Origin of the sequence: Butyricicoccus sp. OF10-2, from assembly GCF_003481925.1 — a bacterium.
Lineage (GTDB): Bacteria > Bacillota > Clostridia > Oscillospirales > Butyricicoccaceae > Agathobaculum > Agathobaculum butyriciproducens.
In genome coordinates this window covers 56,280-73,165 of record NZ_QUMC01000005.1, presented here as the reverse complement: position 1 = coordinate 73,165, position 16,886 = coordinate 56,280, and the positions used below count along the sequence as shown (strand labels likewise).

Annotated in this window: 13 protein-coding genes and 2 pseudogenes; 12 read left to right on the top strand and 3 right to left on the bottom strand. The window is 54.6% G+C overall.

Going from position 1 to position 16,886, the window contains the following annotated elements; genetic code table 11:
* The first annotated feature begins 283 nt into the window (after window positions 1-283).
* The 12 genes and pseudogenes from DXB00_RS04405 (at window position 284) to DXB00_RS04360 (ending at window position 14,517) form a co-directional block, all read left to right on the top strand.
* Window positions 284-1,159: an AraC family transcriptional regulator gene (locus DXB00_RS04405; RefSeq protein WP_119214567.1), complete on the top strand. Its 876-nt coding sequence runs from the start codon at window positions 284-286 to the stop codon at window positions 1,157-1,159.
* Between the two features lie 862 nt (window positions 1,160-2,021).
* Window positions 2,022-3,971 (top strand): annotated as a pseudogene (iolD, locus tag DXB00_RS04400) (3D-(3,5/4)-trihydroxycyclohexane-1,2-dione acylhydrolase (decyclizing)).
* 93 nt (window positions 3,972-4,064) lie between these two features.
* On the top strand, window positions 4,065-4,334 hold the full coding sequence (locus DXB00_RS17035) for a hypothetical protein (RefSeq protein ID WP_243107158.1): 270 nt from the start codon (window positions 4,065-4,067) through the stop codon (window positions 4,332-4,334).
* A complete protein-coding gene (locus DXB00_RS04395) occupies window positions 4,283-4,855 on the top strand; it encodes a 5-deoxy-glucuronate isomerase (protein ID WP_243107157.1) in 573 nt (190 codons plus the stop codon). The genes DXB00_RS17035 and DXB00_RS04395 overlap by 52 nt, the downstream gene beginning before the upstream one ends.
* 14 nt (window positions 4,856-4,869) lie before the next feature.
* Window positions 4,870-5,991 (top strand): 4-hydroxybutyrate dehydrogenase, encoded by a 1,122-nt coding sequence (locus tag DXB00_RS04390; RefSeq protein ID WP_118729045.1) that lies wholly within the window; start codon window positions 4,870-4,872, stop codon window positions 5,989-5,991.
* A gap of 18 nt (window positions 5,992-6,009) precedes the next feature.
* Window positions 6,010-7,317 carry an acetyl-CoA hydrolase/transferase family protein gene (locus DXB00_RS04385; protein WP_118360749.1) on the top strand — a complete coding sequence of 436 codons (1,308 nt, stop codon included), beginning with the start codon at window positions 6,010-6,012 and terminating at the stop codon, window positions 7,315-7,317.
* A 294-nt stretch (window positions 7,318-7,611) separates the two neighbouring features.
* Window positions 7,612-9,057: a 4-hydroxyphenylacetate 3-hydroxylase family protein gene (locus DXB00_RS04380; protein WP_118479034.1), complete on the top strand. Its 1,446-nt coding sequence runs from the start codon at window positions 7,612-7,614 to the stop codon at window positions 9,055-9,057.
* Window positions 9,058-9,248: 191 nt separating this feature from the next.
* Window positions 9,249-10,076 carry a transketolase gene (locus DXB00_RS04375; RefSeq protein ID WP_243107156.1) on the top strand — a complete coding sequence of 276 codons (828 nt, stop codon included), beginning with the start codon at window positions 9,249-9,251 and terminating at the stop codon, window positions 10,074-10,076.
* A gap of 37 nt (window positions 10,077-10,113) precedes the next feature.
* Window positions 10,114-10,449 carry a hypothetical protein gene (locus DXB00_RS17030; RefSeq protein ID WP_330427912.1) on the top strand — a complete coding sequence of 112 codons (336 nt, stop codon included), beginning with the start codon at window positions 10,114-10,116 and terminating at the stop codon, window positions 10,447-10,449.
* Window positions 10,395-11,084: a transketolase family protein gene (locus DXB00_RS17025; RefSeq protein ID WP_330425272.1), complete on the top strand. Its 690-nt coding sequence runs from the start codon at window positions 10,395-10,397 to the stop codon at window positions 11,082-11,084. The genes DXB00_RS17030 and DXB00_RS17025 overlap by 55 nt, the downstream gene beginning before the upstream one ends.
* A 296-nt stretch (window positions 11,085-11,380) precedes the next feature.
* On the top strand, window positions 11,381-12,103 hold the full coding sequence (locus DXB00_RS04365) for a hypothetical protein (RefSeq protein WP_119214566.1): 723 nt from the start codon (window positions 11,381-11,383) through the stop codon (window positions 12,101-12,103).
* Window positions 12,104-12,195: 92 nt separating this feature from the next.
* A complete protein-coding gene (locus tag DXB00_RS04360; RefSeq protein ID WP_119214565.1) occupies window positions 12,196-14,517 on the top strand; it encodes an S-layer homology domain-containing protein in 2,322 nt (773 codons plus the stop codon).
* A 500-nt stretch (window positions 14,518-15,017) separates the two neighbouring features.
* Here DXB00_RS04360 and DXB00_RS04355 read toward each other — a convergent pair whose 3' ends face one another.
* From DXB00_RS04355 to DXB00_RS17660, 3 genes and pseudogenes are all read right to left on the bottom strand, one after another.
* Window positions 15,018-15,704 (bottom strand): PHP domain-containing protein, encoded by a 687-nt coding sequence (locus DXB00_RS04355; RefSeq protein ID WP_117751218.1) that lies wholly within the window; start codon window positions 15,702-15,704, stop codon window positions 15,018-15,020.
* 140 nt (window positions 15,705-15,844) lie between these two features.
* Window positions 15,845-16,500 (bottom strand): annotated as a pseudogene (locus tag DXB00_RS17665) (LacI family DNA-binding transcriptional regulator).
* Complete coding sequence (locus DXB00_RS17660) at window positions 16,464-16,865, bottom strand: LacI family DNA-binding transcriptional regulator (RefSeq protein ID WP_119191217.1); 402 nt, start codon at window positions 16,863-16,865, stop codon at window positions 16,464-16,466. Before DXB00_RS17660 ends, DXB00_RS17665 begins: the two are co-directional and overlap by 37 nt.
* Window positions 16,866-16,886: the final 21 nt, after the last annotated feature.

Genomic DNA, 16,886 nt, shown 5'->3' with positions numbered 1-16,886 from the left:
AATTGACGCGTTTGCTCAAAAAGCAGTATGTTAGAAGTTTTTTTCTGTGCTTCTATGATATAATAATTGCACACAGAGAAGAACAACATTGAAATATCGAATATAACAACGATATAAACTGCTGTTTTTGAATCATTTACGCTTTTCTTGTGATTATTATACAAACAAAGTCCGTGAGAGCGTTATCGTGTTCTTGTGGAAAAAACAGCAGGATTTTCCGAGGGGAAGAAAGAAAATCGAGGGAAGGCTTTCGTAATCTTGTGATTCTTGGGAGGGAGCATACATGGGAAACAAGCCTTGTAAACTGAGCGGAACATTCTTCAACTGCATTTCGATCGACCGCAATTACAACAACCAGCAGTCTATACTTCCGCATATGCACGACAACCGTCTGGAGCTGTTCTATGTGTGCAGCGGACAAGGACAGTACATGGTGGATAACCGGTATTATCCGATTGGAGAGGGCGACATTGTTATCTGCAATCAGGGTGTGCTGCACGGCGAGGAACCCGATCAGGTGCGGCAGATCCGGTCGTACAGCGTCGCAATTACTGATGTCAATGTAGAAGGTCTGCCGCCCAACTGCCTGATCGCAGAAGGGGAGTGTCCGGTCGTATCGTGCGGACAGCTTGCCAGGCAGGTAGGCGAGACCATGCACCTGCTGTATCTGCTCAGCGCCGATGCGGGAAACCTGCATGCCGTGTGCTGCAGTCTGGCAGAGGCAATGCTGAATCTGACCGATTCCCTGCTCCGCAGTCGTATCCACCAGCAGGAGCAGCAGCGTGAAATGCCGTCTGTGCTGGCGCAGCGCGTGCGGCGCTATCTGGATGCACACCACTGTGAGCCGATCACGCTGCGTATGGTGGCGGAGCGACTGCGCGTGAGCGAGTATTATCTGGCGCATGTGTTTAAGCAGGAGTTCGGCGTGCCGCCTATGCAGTATGTGATGAAGCGCCGGATTGGTGAGGCGCAGGGTTTTCTGATGAATACCGGCATCCCGATCGCCGAGATTGCGGATACACTCGGCTTCAGCAGTATCTGTCACTTCAACACCATGTTTAAGAAGTACACCGGCACACCGCCCGGTAAGTTCCGGCAGTCGTTCAAGCAGAGCATCACGCACAGCGAAAAAGGAAAAAGTGAAGAAGAGGAATCGTAAAACGGAAAACACCGTGCAGAGCAGTAACGCTTGGCACGGTGTTTTTCTATCTTACTTACAAATAGAAGAATGGCGCAGCCGAGAGAGAGCGCTGCGCCGGTGAAATGGAGATGTGTGTGAAATTAGAGAGTGTGTGTGATGATCGTTTGCCGGAGCGTAATTATCTTATTGATACAGCACGGTCTGCGGAATGACCATGTTTGCAAGGATAACTACTACAGAAAAATGGTGAATAACATATTTATTCCTCCGTTATCCGTTCTTTCGCCGTTTGCGTTCGGCTTTCCTTTGATGATTCTATTGTAGTCCCTTGGACGCGGTTTTTCTTCTAACTTCTTGTATTTCATAGAGTTGAGCAAGAATCTATAATTTGACCGGCACAGACGGTCAGCATACGCGGAAAACGGCAGCAACAACCTATAAAAAGTGGTGAAAATGCAGCCTGTGAGTGAAAAATAAAGGCGGGAGAAAGATTGCGTATTTTTATAAAATATTGAGATATATGCTTTTTTGCTTGTTGTTTAGGACGGAAAATGCGAAATTCTGTAATGACAGTATGCCGCGTTTTCCGCACGATAGCGAGATATTAAAAAAACAGGTGCAAAACGCAGGCCGCAGGCGGGAACGGCAGACACGGAAAACAATGCGGTAGGGGAGAGAAAAGTTCTGAATTCTATAATAAAATGTGAAAATATTCGTATGTAACGTAAAAATATAAGAAAAAAGGCGATTTCTCAAGATGTTAGAAGAAAAGCAAACGCTCAAATGCTAAACTTAAATCATCAAAAGAGAACACCGCCGGGAGCGAAAAGAAAGAGCCTCGGCAGGGAAAAAGAGTAAAGCATTTGAGGAGGAAAACACAATGAGCAAAACCAGAATGACAGTCGGTCAGGCAATCGTAAAGTTCCTGAATCAGCAGTACATTGAGATGGACGGCAAAGAGGAACCCTTCGTAGACGGCATGTTCACGATCTCGGTCACGGTATGGTAGTCGGTCTCGGTCAGGCACTGGAGGAGGATCCGGGCCACCTGAGAGTTTACCAGGGCCGCAACGAGCAGGGCATGGCACACGCCGCCATCAGCTACGCAAAGCAGCACAACCGCCGCAAGATCATCGCCTGCACCTCGTCTATCGGCGTTGGCGCAGCGAACATGGTAACCGCAGCACTGACCGCTACCATCAATAATATCCCGCTGCTGCTGTTCCCGTCCGATTACTTTGCAACCCGTCAGCCGGATCCGGTTCTCCAGCAGCTCGAGGTTCCGAACGACCTGTCCATGTCCGCTTCGGACTGCTTCAAGCCGGTTGCCAAGTACTGGGACCGCATTTCTCGTCCGGAGCAGCTGATGAGCGCGATGGTCAACGCAATGCGTGTCCTGACCGACACCGCAAACTGCGGCACCGCTGTTATCTCGCTTCCGCAGGATGTACAGGGTGAGAGCTTCGACTTCCCGGATTACTTCTTCCAGAAGCGCGTACATCACGTTGCACGCCGCGTAGCGGATGACTACGATATCGAGAAGGCAGTTGAGATGATCAAGCTTCCAAGAAGCCGATGTTCATTGCAGGCGGCGGCGTTCGTTACTCCGAGGCCGGTCAGACCGCAATGGACTTCTGCAAGGCGTTCAATATTCCGGTTTCTCAGACACAGGCCGGCCACTCCTGCCTGCCGGATTCGTTTGAACTGGCGGTCGGCGGCATCGGCGTAACCGGCGGTCTGGCGGCGAACGCACTCTGCAAGGACTGCGACCTCGTTATCGGTGTCGGCACTCGCTTCAACGACTTCGTTACCGGCTCCAAGTGGGTGCTGTTCCGCAACCCGGATATTAAGGTTCTCGCTATCAACACCTCTGAGTTCCACGCGGAAAAGCTGGACGCAACCCGCTGCATCGGTGACGCAAAGGTAACGCTCGAGGCTATCATGGAAAACTCAAGGCAGACGGCTATAAGTCCGGCTACACCACCGAAATTCAGGATATCCGCAAGGTTTGGGAAGAGGAGCGTCTGCGTGTTCTGGGCGTTCAGTACAAGGGCGAAGGCTTCGGCGAGGGCAAGTTCGTGCCGTGCGTTCCCAGCTGGACCGAGAAGATCATGAACGATTTTGTTGACCAGATCGGCGGCACCATCACTGAGTCCAATGCGGTCGGCATTCTCCGCGAGGAGGCAGACGACGACGCAATCGTGGTTGCAGCAGCAGGCTCGCTGCCGGCAGACCTCGAGCGTCTGTGGGTCACCGACGCACCGAACTCCTACAACATGGAATACGGCGCTTCCTGCATGGGCTACGAGATTGCCGGTGCGTTCGGCGCCAAGCTGGCTGAGCCGGATAAGGAAGTATACGCACTCGTTGGCGATGGCTCGTTTATGATGCTCAACTCCGAGATCCCGACCGCAATGCAGGAGAACGCGAAGATCACCGTTGTTGTATTCGACAACTGCGCGTTTGGCTGCATCAACAACCTGCAGATGGGCAACGGCGTTGGCTCTCTGGCGACCGAAATGCGTCACCGCAACGAGACCACCGGCAAGCTGGACGGCGATTACTGCTACACCGACTTCGGCAAGATCGGTGAAGGCTTCGGCATGAAGGCGTTCTACGCCAAGACCCCGGACGAATTCCGCAAGGCCGTTCAGGACGCCAAGAAGGAAAGTGTTTCCTGCATCATCGACGCAAAGGTTCTGCCCAAGACCATGGCTGAGGGCTACGAGTCCTGGTGGCACATCGGCGTAGCGTCCACCTCCAAGTCTGACGAGGTAAAGGCTGCACGCAAGCGCATCGACGATCATCTGGCAGAAGCACGCATGTACTAATTAAACGCAGATTCAATATGAGCCGCCCGTTTTCGGACGGGCGGCTTCGCTTATATAATAAGGTATCGAGCAAAGAAAAGAGGAGCAAGAATTATGAAATATACGCACAAGGCCCCCTTCGATAAGGGCTACAACGGCATGGTCTCCGCAGTCGAGAACCCGGAAATGATGGGCATGGAGTTCGGTGTTGTCAAGATGGCAGCGGGCGACGTGATGCACTTCGACTACGCGCAGGAGGTCGTTTACGACCTGATGAGCGGCAGCGTGACCTCGAGTGGAACGGCAAGTCTGAGACCGTTACCCGCCGTGACGTGTTCCACGAGGGTGCGATCCTGCTGCACGTTCCGCAGAACACCAAGGTGACAATTTCTGCCGAAAACGACGTGGAAATCGCCGTTTCCCGCACGGAAAACAAGCGTGATTTCGCAGCTCGTCTGCTGCGTCCGGAGGACTGCCTGTGCGCGAATGAGGAGCGCGGCGCCGGTCAGATGAACGAGTGCTCGACCCGTCTGGTACGCACCTCCTTTGACCGCTCCAACTGCCCGGAGACTAACTTTTTCATCGGTGAAGTGGTGCATTTCCCCGGCAAGTGGTCCTCTTATCCACCGCATCAGCACGTTGAGCCGGAGCTGTACTACTACAAGTTCCTGCCGGAAAACGGCTACGGTCTGGCGGAATATGGCGACGATGCCTTTAAGGTAAAGAACAACGACCTGACCGGCATGCCGGAAAACGTGACCCATTCTCAGGCTGCGGCTCCCGGCTACGCGGAGTATTACCTGTGGTGCATCCGCCTGCAGGACGACAAGAACATCGTGACGACCGTTGTGCCCGAGTATGAGTGGGTAACTAAGGCCGACGCGAAGTATTTTCCGGATATTTAAGGCGGTGAAATAACGTGAAAGCCTTCAAAATCGTACCTTCTATTACGGAATACGTCGATTTTCGCACGCTGGCGAAGGAATTAAGCCTCGGCGCGAAAGACCTGATTCTGACAAATGAATATATTTACAATCCGACAATCGCGGCGCTGAATCTCGGCTGCCACACCTGCTTTCAGGAAAAGTTCGGCGGCGGTGAGCCGACCGACGTCATGGTTGACGCCATCCTCGACGACCTGCGCGGCAAGGAGTTTGACCGCATTATCGCGGTCGGCGGCGGTACAGTAATCGACATCGCCAAGGTGCTGACCGTTGCCAAGTCCACCGACCGTGTGGACGATCTGTACGACCGCATGGCAAACCTTGAGAAGGAGCATGAGCTGATCATCGTGCCGACTACCTGTGGCACCGGCTCTGAGGTTACCAACATTTCCATCATCAACCGTACGACTAAGGGCGTCAAGGTTGGTCTGGTGTCTCCGGCGATGTTTGCGGACGAGGCGGCGCTCGTGCCGGGCATGCTGCTCAGCCTGCCGTATCCGGTTTTTGCAACTTCTTCCATTGACGCCATGGTCCACGCGGTCGAAAGCTACCTTTCTCCGAACGCCTGCGCACTGAGCGAGCTGTTCTCCGAAAAGGCACTGCACCTGATCCTGTCCTGCTGGAAGGACGCGGTAGCAAGCGGCGGCAAGGATGCGTGGAAGAAGCATGCACTTGAGTTCCTGCGCGCCTCCAACTATGCAGGCATCGCGTTTGGTCACGCGGGCTGTGCGGCTGTTCACGCGATGGCGTATCCGCTCGGCGGCGTGCACCACATTCCGCACGGTCAGGCAAATCAGCTGATGTTCGCGGACGTAATGCGCAAGTATCAGGAAAAGAAGCCCATCGGCAAGTTGAATCAGCTGGAAGAACTTCTGAGCGCAGAACTGGATGTTGAACCGGTATTTGCACTCGAAAATCTGTACGAATTGATGGACGAGGTACTGAAAAAGGATCCCCTGCACGAACACGGGGTAACCGCTGATGAATTGCCGGTCTTTGCAAAGAATGTCATCGAAACCCAGCAGCGCCTGCTCGGCAACAACTATGTGGAGCTGTCAGAAGACGATCTGCTCGACATCTACCGCAAGGCATTTTGAGCGCGGGAGGGACGAGAAATGGATTGGAGAGCATACTATAAAGAGCACACGATGACGCCTGAGCAGGCGGTTGGTGTGATCCATGACGGCGACCGCGTTGTGTTCGGTCACGCGGTTGGCGAACCCATTGTATTCCAGCGCACAATGGCGCGAATGGCAGAGCAGTTCCATAACGTGGAAGTTGCACACATGGTATACCTTGGCTCGGGCGAGTATCTGCAGCCGGGCATGGAAAGTCATTTCCGCCACAACGCGTTGTTTGTCGGCGGTCCGGCCCGCAAGCCGATCGCGGAAAACCGTGCAGACTACACCCCGGCGTTTTTCTCGGACGTGCCGCGCATGTTCCGCGACAACACGCTGCCGGTTGATGTTTTTGCGTTTACCTGCTCGCCTCCGGACGAGCGCGGCTATGTGTCGCTCGGTCTGTCCTGCGACTACGGCGCACAGGCGGTCAAATCCGCGAAAACGGTCATTGCCGAGGTCAACCCGAACATGCCGCGCACCTATGGCGAGAGCTTCGTTCATGTATCCGAGATTGACGGCTTCCTGTGCTCGTGGGAGCCGCTGCCGGAGTCCGCGCCGCCGAAAATCGGCGAGGAAGACCGTGCAATCGGCAAATATATCGCTGAACTCGTGCGTGATGGTGACTGCCTGCAGCTGGGCATCGGTGCGGTGCCGGATGCGGTCTGCTCGTTCCTCGGCGACAAGCACGACCTTGGTCTGCATACCGAGATGATTTCGGACGGCGTGCTGCCGCTGCTTGAAAATGGAAACATCAACGGCAAGCGCAAGCAGCGCGACGTCGGAAAGGTGAGCGTAACCTTCCTGATGGGCACGCGCAAGTTGTATGATTTTGTGGATAACAACCCAATTATCAACATGCTTCCGGTGGATGTTTGCAACAATCCGGCGGTTATCGCGGAGAACGACAACGTGGTTTCCATTAACTCGTGCGTTGAGGTGGATCTGCAGGGTCAGGTCTGCGCCGAGGCAATCGGTCTGCGCCAGATTTCCGGTATTGGCGGCCAGATGGACTTTGTGCGCGGCGCAAACTTGTCCAAGGGCGGTCGCTCCATCATTGCGCTGCACTCAACCACCAAGGACGAGTCTGCGTCTAAGATTGTTACAACCATCACCACCGGCGGCCCGGTTACCACCAGCCGCTGCGATGTCAATTACATTGTCACCGAGTACGGCGTGGCGCAGCTTCGCGGTCAAACACTCCGCGAGCGCGCAAAGCGTCTGATTGCCATTGCGCATCCAAAATTCCGCGAAGAACTTGCCGAGGAATTCGAGAAGCGCTTCGGTGAAAAACTCAAGGTGTAACCAATTATAATTCAACATACAGCAGGAGGTCATAACGATGAAAAAGACATTCTCTCGTTTTCAAATCATCTATATTCATGTGATTTTGCTGCTGCTGATCGTGCTCTCCGGCTGCTGTGTTTATCTCACACATCTGCTCATGGACGTATAAATTCTGTGGATATGCGCCGAGAAACCGAACTTTTCCATTACAAAGACTATTCCCTTCATGTCTCCTCAAATATGTTATCAAAATCGGTGAATCGGCGCTTTTTCCTATTGAAAAGAAAGAAAAAGGACAAGGAAGATGATATCATGATGACAAAAGACCAGTACATCGAATCCCTGCGAAAGCTGCACCTCAATCTGTACAGCTTCGGCAAGAAGGTCGAGAACGTCGTGGACAACCCGATCGTTCGTCCGTCGCTTAACTCGTTTGCGGCAACGTACGAGCTGGCAGAGGACCCGCAGTACGAAGATCTGATGACGGCAACGTCCAATCTGACCGGCAAAAAGGTAAACCGTTTTACCCATCTGCATCAGTCCACCGATGACCTGATCAAAAAGGTAAAAATGCAGCGTCTGCTCGGTCAGAAGACCGCAGCCTGCTTCCAGCGCTGTGTCGGCATGGACGCGGCAAACGCCGTTTATTCGACTACGTTCGAGACCGACGAGGCTTGCGGCACCAAGTACCACGAGAATTTCGTCAAGTTCTGGACCGATGTACAGAACAATGACTGGGGTGTTGACGGCGCTATGACCGACGTCAAGGGCGACCGCGGTCTGTCTCCGTCCAAGCAGGCGGATCCCGACCTGTTCCTGCACGTTGTCGAGCGCACCGCTGACGGCGTTTACGTTACCGGCGCGAAGGCGCACCAAACCGGCTATCTGAACAGCCACTACGTTCTCGTCATGCCGACCATTTCCATGCGTGAAGGCGACGAAGATTACGCGATTTCCTTCGCATGCCCGACCGATGCGGAAGGCATCACCCTGATTCTGGGCCGTCAGTCCTGCGACACTCGCAAGACCGAGGAATACAACGACATTGATGTCGGCAACAAGGTTTACGGCGGTCACGAGGTTCTGGTTATTTTCGACCGTGTATTTATCCCGAATGACATGATTTTCCTCAACGGCGAGACCCAGTTCGCAGGCATGATGGTAGAGCGCTTTGCAGGCTATCACCGTCAGTCCTACGGCGGCTGCAAGGTTGGTGTAGGCGATGTGCTCATCGGCGCTACCGCACTGGCAGGTGAGATGGCTGGCTCTGCAAAGGCTTCTCATGTTAAGGATAAGCTGATCGAGATGACCCACCTGAACGAAACCCTGTACTGCTGCGGCATTGCATGCTCGTCTCAGGGCACCAAGACCAAGAGCGGCAACTACCTGATCGATCTGCTTCTGGCGAACGTCTGCAAGCAGAATGTCACCCGTTTCCCGTATGAGATCGCTCGTCTGGCACAGGATCTGGCCGGCGGCATCATGGTTACTCAGCCGTCCGAGGCAGATTACCGCAACCCGGCAACCCACGATTACATCGAGAAGTACCTCAAGGGTGTGGCTTCCGTTCCAACCGAGGACCGCATGCGTCTGCTGCGCCTGATCGAGAACATGACCATGGGCACGGCTGCTGTCGGCTATCTGCCCGAGTCCATGCACGGCGCAGGCTCGCCGCAGGCACAGCGCATTATGATCGCTCGTCAGTCCAACATGGAAATGAAGAAGGAACTGGCGAAGAAGATCGCTCGCATCGGCTAAAACATAAAGTAAATTCTGTGAGAACTGCGGTATAAGGAAGGTCTGACGGTTCCATGTCAAAATGGAGTATGTCTAACCGGCAGACCGGTACGAAAGCGGCAATATCACCGATAAAAACTAACAAGACCCGTCCTTTTTATTGCGGAAGGGCGGGTTTTGTTCTGCAAACCGTAATTTCAAGGAGGAAAGCAATGGATAAGCAAAAACTGCACGAGCTGCGCGTGTTTGCGGCGGAAATCCGTCTGGAAACGCTCAAGGTGATCGCGTCGCGCGGCTTCGGCCATGTGGGCGGCTCGATGTCGATGGCGGATGCTATGGCGGTGCTGTATGGCGAGGTTATGCATATCGACCCGAAGAATCCCCGCTGGGAGGACCGCGACTGGTTCGTTCTGTCCAAGGGACACGGCGGCCCGGTCATGTATGCGACGCTCGGTCTCAAGGGATATTACCCGATGGAGAGCGCGTACACGCTCAACCAGCCGAACACGAATTTCCCGTCGCATACCGACCGCAGCAAGACCATCGGCGTTGACCTGACGACCGGTTCGCTCGGTCAGGGCATGAGCGAAGCCATCGGCGCGGCGCTCGGCAATCGTGCGCAGAATCGTCCGAGCCGTGTTTACGTTGCCGTAGGCGACGGCGAGTGTGACGAGGGCCAGATCTGGGAAGGTGCGCAGTTTGCCGCACACTACAAGCTGGATAACCTCGTTTGTCTCGTGGACAACAACGGCCGCCAGCTGGACGGCGCGGTTGCCGACGTTATGAGCCACGGCAAGGGTATCGGCGCCAAGTTTGACGCATTCGGCTGGAATGTTATTGACGTAGCCGACGGCAACGATGTTGAGCAGATCTATAACGCGCTCGAGCAGGCGAAGGCATGCAAGGGCAAGCCGACCTGCCTGATCCTGAACACGGTAAAGGCAAGGGCGCAACCTTTGCCGAGCCGTCCGGCGCACATTCTTCGCAGCCGACCAAGGAGCAGTGGGATGAAGCGATCGCCGCATCCGAAGCCGCTCTGACTGCAGTGAAAAACGAAAAGTAAGGGAGGGGAACACAATGAGTTTTACTTTGATCGGCAAGCATGAAAAGGACAGCCGCGCCAACCGCGACGGCTATGTAGAAGCCATGCTCGAAATGATGGCGGAAAATCCCAAGCTGATGCACGTTGACTGCGACCTGATGGGCTGCATCAACACCGGAAAGCTGCTGAAGGCGTTCCCGGCCCAGACCTTTAACGCAGGCATCGCGGAGCAGAACGCCATGGGCGTTGCCTCCGGCATGGCCGCCACCGGCCTGACCGTATTCGCGCACTCGTTCGGCTGCTTTGCTGCCCGCGCATGTTCGATCAGGCATTTCTGGCAGCAGGCTACTCTGAGCTGCCGGTGCATGTGATCGGTTCCGACCCGGGTGTCTGCGCAGCGTTCAACGGCGCAACCCACATGCCGTTTGAGGACTGTGCGCTGTACATGAACATTCCGAACGCGGTCGTTATCGACTCGTGCGACTTTGCACAGACCAAGGCACTGACCAGGAAGCTGGCTGCCTGCGGCAGTCCGTCCTACATGCGCCTGATCCGCAAGGGCTTCACCACGGTTTACGCGGATGGCTCGGATTTTGAGATCGGCAAGGGTGTTACGCTGCGCGACGGCAAGGACGTAACCATTATTGCCTCCGGCATTCTGGTAGACGAGGCACTCAAGGCAGAGGAGCAGCTGGCAGCACAGGGCATTTCCGCCCGCGTGATCGACATGCACACCTGGAAGCCGCTTGACGAGGAGCTGGTGCTCCGTGCGGCTGCAGAGACCGGCTGCATCGTCACCGCAGAGAACCATCAGGTCGGCACCGGTCTCGGCTCTGCCATCACCAACCTGACGAGCGCAAAGAATCCGGTTCCGGTGGAGCGTATCGGCATCCAGAACCGCTTCGGTCAGGTAGGCCCGCAGGATTTCCTTATGCAGCAGTATAACCTCACTGCAGAGGATATTGCGGCGGCAGCTCTGCGTGCCATTGCCCGCAAGCAGGGATAATTACAGAAAAGCTCCCGTTGGAACGGTTGATCGGTTCCGGCGGGAGCTTTTCTGCGCGCAGCAGCGGACACGCGTTGAGGAAGAAATGCATAATTTTTGCTTGAAAAGATTGGTGAGAAGTGAGATTGCTTTTCTGACGGAACAGGGATAGAATTATAAGTACAAGTTACGCAAACGTTTGCGAGAAAGAAAACGGAATGCATAACCACACGAATCTGTTGCACGGGGAGGAGGAATGAGATTTCGCTGCAGAATCGAGAAAGAAACAAAATTTTAAGAAAGAGGGTCCGAGATACATGAAAAAACGCATACTCAGTTTGGCGCTGTCTGCTGCAATGGCTTTGACGATGCTCCCGACGGGAGCCTTTGCTGCCAGCGACAAGGGAAAGCCGCCGGTATATAATAAGGCAACAGGCTGCTATGAAATCTCTACCCCGGACCAGCTGCTCTATCTGTCCGGCAGCTGGAGGGACGGCGCTCCCCGCGATGGACATTATGTTTTGACTGCCGATATTGATATGACCGGCGTCAAAGGATTTAAGCCGATTGCTTCCAAAAAGGATCAGGGCTTTACCGGCACATTTGACGGTCAGTTCCATGCGATCAAGGGACTGCGCGTAGAATATGAAAAGAAATATGCCGGTCTGTTCGGCTATGTCGGCAATCAGGACGATCAGGCATATATCAAGGATGTTGCCCTGCTCGACTGCTATGTAACCGGTCAGCAGAATGTCGGCGCGCTGGCAGGCGTAAACTACGGTACGATTACCGGCTGTGTTGTCACCGGTGAGGTAAAGTGCCTGGATCTGTCCAACTCGCACACCGCAGGCGGTATCTGCGGCAAGCTGAAGGAGGGCGAAGGCCCGATCGTCGGTCATGTTGAGGACTGCTATGTCAACGCAGACGTTTCCGCTCCGTATGATGCGGGCGGCGTTGCCGGCATTCAGGACGGCGGCGGCTATCTGCACGCTGCTTTGCAGCCGGTACGGTCGATACCATCGCAAAGAGCGGCACGGTAGGTCATGCGGGCGGTATTGCAGGCTCGTTCAACGCCGGTGAAACGCTCAAGGACAGCGTTTCTGCACAGACCGTTATCAACGGCGTTGCGGACGTGGATAAGATCGTCGGTCAGCTCGACGACGAGGCAGCTACCAACATCACCGGCAATATTGCATGGGAGGGCACGCTGCTGTCCGGCAACGAGCCGACCGAGCAGCCGATTAAGTGGGAGGATGTTTCCGCCGCAAAAATGCAGGATAAGTCCACCTATGAAGCACTCGGCTGGGATATGAGCAAGGTTTGGGACTGGAGTGCCTCCGGCAAGCAGCCTGTTCTGCGCGGCTATGATGCCTCTATCTTCCCGGCAGTGGATTACACCGTCAGCGGCACGCGCATCATCTCCCGCGCGCTGAACACCGCACCGCATAAAGGCAAGGCCGAGGTCTCTGCCCGCATCGTCACCAGCGACAAGGTACAGAGCGCGACCCTGTACTACGGCTATGATTCTTCCAAGGTCGATACCGCTGTTGCCATGAAGGAATCGAATGGCACCTACACCGCTTCTCTGCCGACCGATAAGACCGGCGATATGTTCTACTATATCGAGGTTAAGACCAACAAGGAAACCGTAACCAAGCCGTACACCAAGTCCGAGCCGATCGTGCTGAATATTGATGACGGCAAGGTAAAGGGCGAACCCGATCAGATCACCATTACGCCGGATACCAAGCAGGGCGGCCTGCGCTTCAGCTGGCTGACTGATCCCGCTGTCACCAAGACCGTTATCCAGTACAAGGTCAAGGGCACTTCCAAGTGGGAGAGCAAGTCCGGCACCTCTTATGTAGAATCCGTAACCGCAGGCTATAAGGAAAAAGCCGCACATCGTGTGGAAATCACCGGCCTGAAACCGTCTGCCGAGTATGTATACCGCGTAGGCGACGGCGGCAGCTTCATGAGCGAGGAAAAGTCGTTCACCGCACCGAAGTCCGCTTCGGATAAGAATTTCAGCGTTATCTTCTACTCTGACCCGCAGTCTGAGTCCGTAGAGAACTACATGAGCTTCAAGTACTCCATCGATCAGGCACTCAAGATCTGCCCGAACCCGGATCTGATGATCTCCGCAGGCGACACCACCCAGAACGGCTACAAGTCCACCGAATGGGAGGCCTGCTTTGAGGTTATGGGCGATTACTACGCCAAGTATCCGACCGTTACCGTTGCGGGCAACCACGAGATGAAGGGCGACTGGAATTTCGTATCGTTCGCACAGCGCTTCAATATGTCGGGCGCAAAGACCGGCTATCCGCAGTTCGACCGCACGATGGGCTACTTCGAATATGGCGATGCTATCTTCGTTATCCTGAACGGCGAAGTCACTCCGGCGGATCAGAAGGCAGAGATCATGAAGAAAGAGCTCCAGTGGTGCAAGAGCGTGCTGGATGCTTCCGACAAGAAATGGCGCATCGTTATGACGCACGCAGGCCCGTATACCTCCAACCATGATCCGATGGACGTTCGAGATTACTACATCAACGACAGCGAGTATTCGCTCGACGCAATGGGCGTTGACCTGTTCCTCAACGGCCATGACCACATCTATATCCGTTCTACCGTGAAGAACGACATTAAGGTCAATACCGGCGACGGCACGACCTATCTGACCGGCGGTACGGTAGGCAACAAGTTCTACGAGTACATTCCGGCTCGTTCGGACTACTCCACCGATTTCTACACCGATGAAGAGGATAAGCAGGTATTCTCCATCATCGAGTTCAGCGAGAATTCCATCAAGGGCACCGCTTACCAGAAGCAGGATGAGGACAACTGGAACAGCTTCAAGGCAGTGGACAGCTACGAGATTCGCAACACCCTGCGCGAAGGCAAGGACGCAGAGGACTTTACCGATATTCCGGCAGGCGCATGGTACTATGATGCGGCGCAGTATGTCACCAAAAACGGTCTGCTCTCCGGTGATAAGGCTTACGAGTTCGGCGCGAACAAGGCGCTGACCCGTGCACAGGTCGCACAGGCACTGTACAATCTGGCAGGCCAGCCCAAGACCAAGCTGACTGACAGCTTCAGCGATGTTCCGGTAACGCATCAGGCTCGCACCGCGATTGCATGGGCAGAAAAGACCGGTATCATGCAGGGTGTCGGCGGCGGCAAATTCTCGCCCGACCGCAGTGTGACCCGTCAGGAGGCGGCAACGCTTCTGACTCGTCAGCGCAAGCTGAGCGGTGAGGATACCGCGGCAGACAGCAGCATCGTCAAGCAGTTTACCGACGGCAGCACGATTGCCGACTGGGCAGCAGCAGGCGTAGCCTACTGTGCAAAGACCGGTCTGGTGCAGGGCAAGCCGGGCAAGGTATTTGCGCCGAAGTCTACCATCACCCGTGCGGAGATGGCGACCATCATGCAGCGCATTGTAGCATGATCCTTTGAAAGATAAACCATAAACGGGGGCGCAGCGGCGGCTGTCGCTGCCCGGAACAGAAAAAACTCCGCAAGCGTTTTCGCTTGCGGAGTTTGTGTTTTCTGAGGAGCAGCTTACTTGCGGCTGGTGCGGTGTGCAGTGAACAGCTTAGTGGTGCCGGGATCGCAGGACAGCTCAAACATAGCGGTGTTCATCAGAAACTTGGAAAAATTCTTACGCATTACAATTACCTCAATTCAGTCTTGTTTTTTTTACTGATGATATTCTACCAGATTACTTTGTGCAAAACAAGCGCAAACGTATACGGAATATACAATGAAATAAAAATACTTTTATGCAGAATAAACAATAGAAAAGGCAAACTGCATGAAACAAGAAGAATAAAAGGTGAAATACAAACGGAAAACGTTTGCGGTGCATCGGGAATAAAGCGTGATGTACGACAAAAAAACTGCTGTTGCGTTGGGGCAACAGCAGCTTTTACATGGTATCGTTTTGTCTCAATCCTCGGTGCATTCGGGACGGATGATGGTATAGTTGCCCGAACGCAGCAGATCTGCAAGACCGAAGCTGTCTTCGGGGAGGGTGTCGGACAGAATACCGGTCGTACCCTGATCACCGGGACGGTGGCAGTCCGATCCGGCCGTCATGATGAGATGATGCTCCTTGGCATAGGCCAGCGCAAGATCGTTATGGCTGTCATGGCGGGGGTTGAGGTTGAGCACCTCGACGCCGTCCAGATATTCAGCCGGAGCGGGGGTGCATTTTTTGCGGAACGGGTGTGCCTGCACGAGCAGTGCGCCGTCTGCGCGGTATTGCGGGGCAAAGGCCGCCAGACCCTCGCGCATGACGCGATCCGGATCGGCCAGCAGGGCATCGTGAAAGCCGTACAGCAGGTAATCGTTGTCCGATTCGTCAAAACGCAGTTCAGCACCCGCATACACGCGGATATTGTATTTTTCGGACACTTTTTTCAGCCGGTGATAGCCCTGCAGGAAGGCCTGCGTTTTACTGCCGGGGGTGGTCAGATCAATTTCGGCATAGTCGAAGCATTCGCGGTTGTAGTGGTCGGTGACGCAGATCGCGTCATAGCCGCACGCGGTATAATACTTCATAATGGCCTCTGCGCCAAGCCAGCCGCAGCGGGAGATGTAGGTGGTATGCAGATGGGTTTCAATGCGGTACATAAGATCCTCCTTTTGGTGTATGAGAATGCCGCAGAATCCTGCGGCATTCTCAATCAGCAGCGCTGCGGTTGACCTGTTGGTGTATTGTGTGTGATAAAAGGGTTAAGAGAGAAAGGCGGTCGGTGCGCAGTGCTGTGGATTTATTTTTTTGATGCGCGGCATGAGCTGCGCGAAACCAGTGTCGGACGGATCATGCGGTGCGTGAACTCGTCCTGCTCATCCGAATCAATGATGCGCGTGAGCAGATCAACGGTGGCTTCTGCAAGAAGCTGCTTGCGCTGATCGATGGTGGAAAGCTCGATCTTTGGCAGTGCGGAATAAATGATGTTGTCAAAGCCGAGCAGGGAAATATCCTCGGGGATAGAGATGCCGTATTCGTCTGCTGCCTGCAATACGCCGAGCGCCATGGAATCGGTCGAGGCGAAGATCGCAGTGGCGGAACAGCCGTTTGCGAACAGCTTCCGGCTGAGTGCACAGCCGATGTCGATCGAGGAGCAACCATGCGGATTGTCGATGACCTGCGGGGTGATACCTGCTTTTTCCATCATTTCGGTAAAGCCGCGCAGACGAAGCTGGTGCGTCAGGCTGTTGGGGCGGTTGCCAGATAGACAATGTCACGGTGGCCGAGTTCCAGCAGATGCTCTGCTGCCAGACGGCCGCCTGCCAGATTATCAATGCAGACCGAGTTGACCTCATCGCCGCTGACGAGTGCCGGCGTTCCGAGCAGAACGGTAGGCAGTCGTGGAGCGAAATTCTGGATCATGGTTCCTGCATCCTGCTGTGAGCTGGCAAGGATGATGCCGTCAACTGATGACTGATCAGGAAACCGAACAGCTCTTCGGTCACTTTGGGATCATTCTGCCCATTGCACAGGATCATGTTGTAGCCGAGGCTGCGTGCGTGCGTTTCGATGCCGAGAGAGAGTTCGGCATAGAACGGATTGGTCACCTCGGGAACGATCAGGCCGATGACGTTGGTTTTGTTGCAGATCAGACTGCGTGCGAGTGCATTGACACGGTAGCCCTCCTGTCGGCAGATTTCCAGGATCCGCTGGCGGGTTTGCTCGCTCAGTTCAGGCGAATTGCTGAGTGCGCGGGAGACGGTAGAAGTCGAAACACCGGCAATGCGGGCGATATCTTTGATGGTAATGTGCTGTCGCATAGATGCCGCTTCCTTCCCATA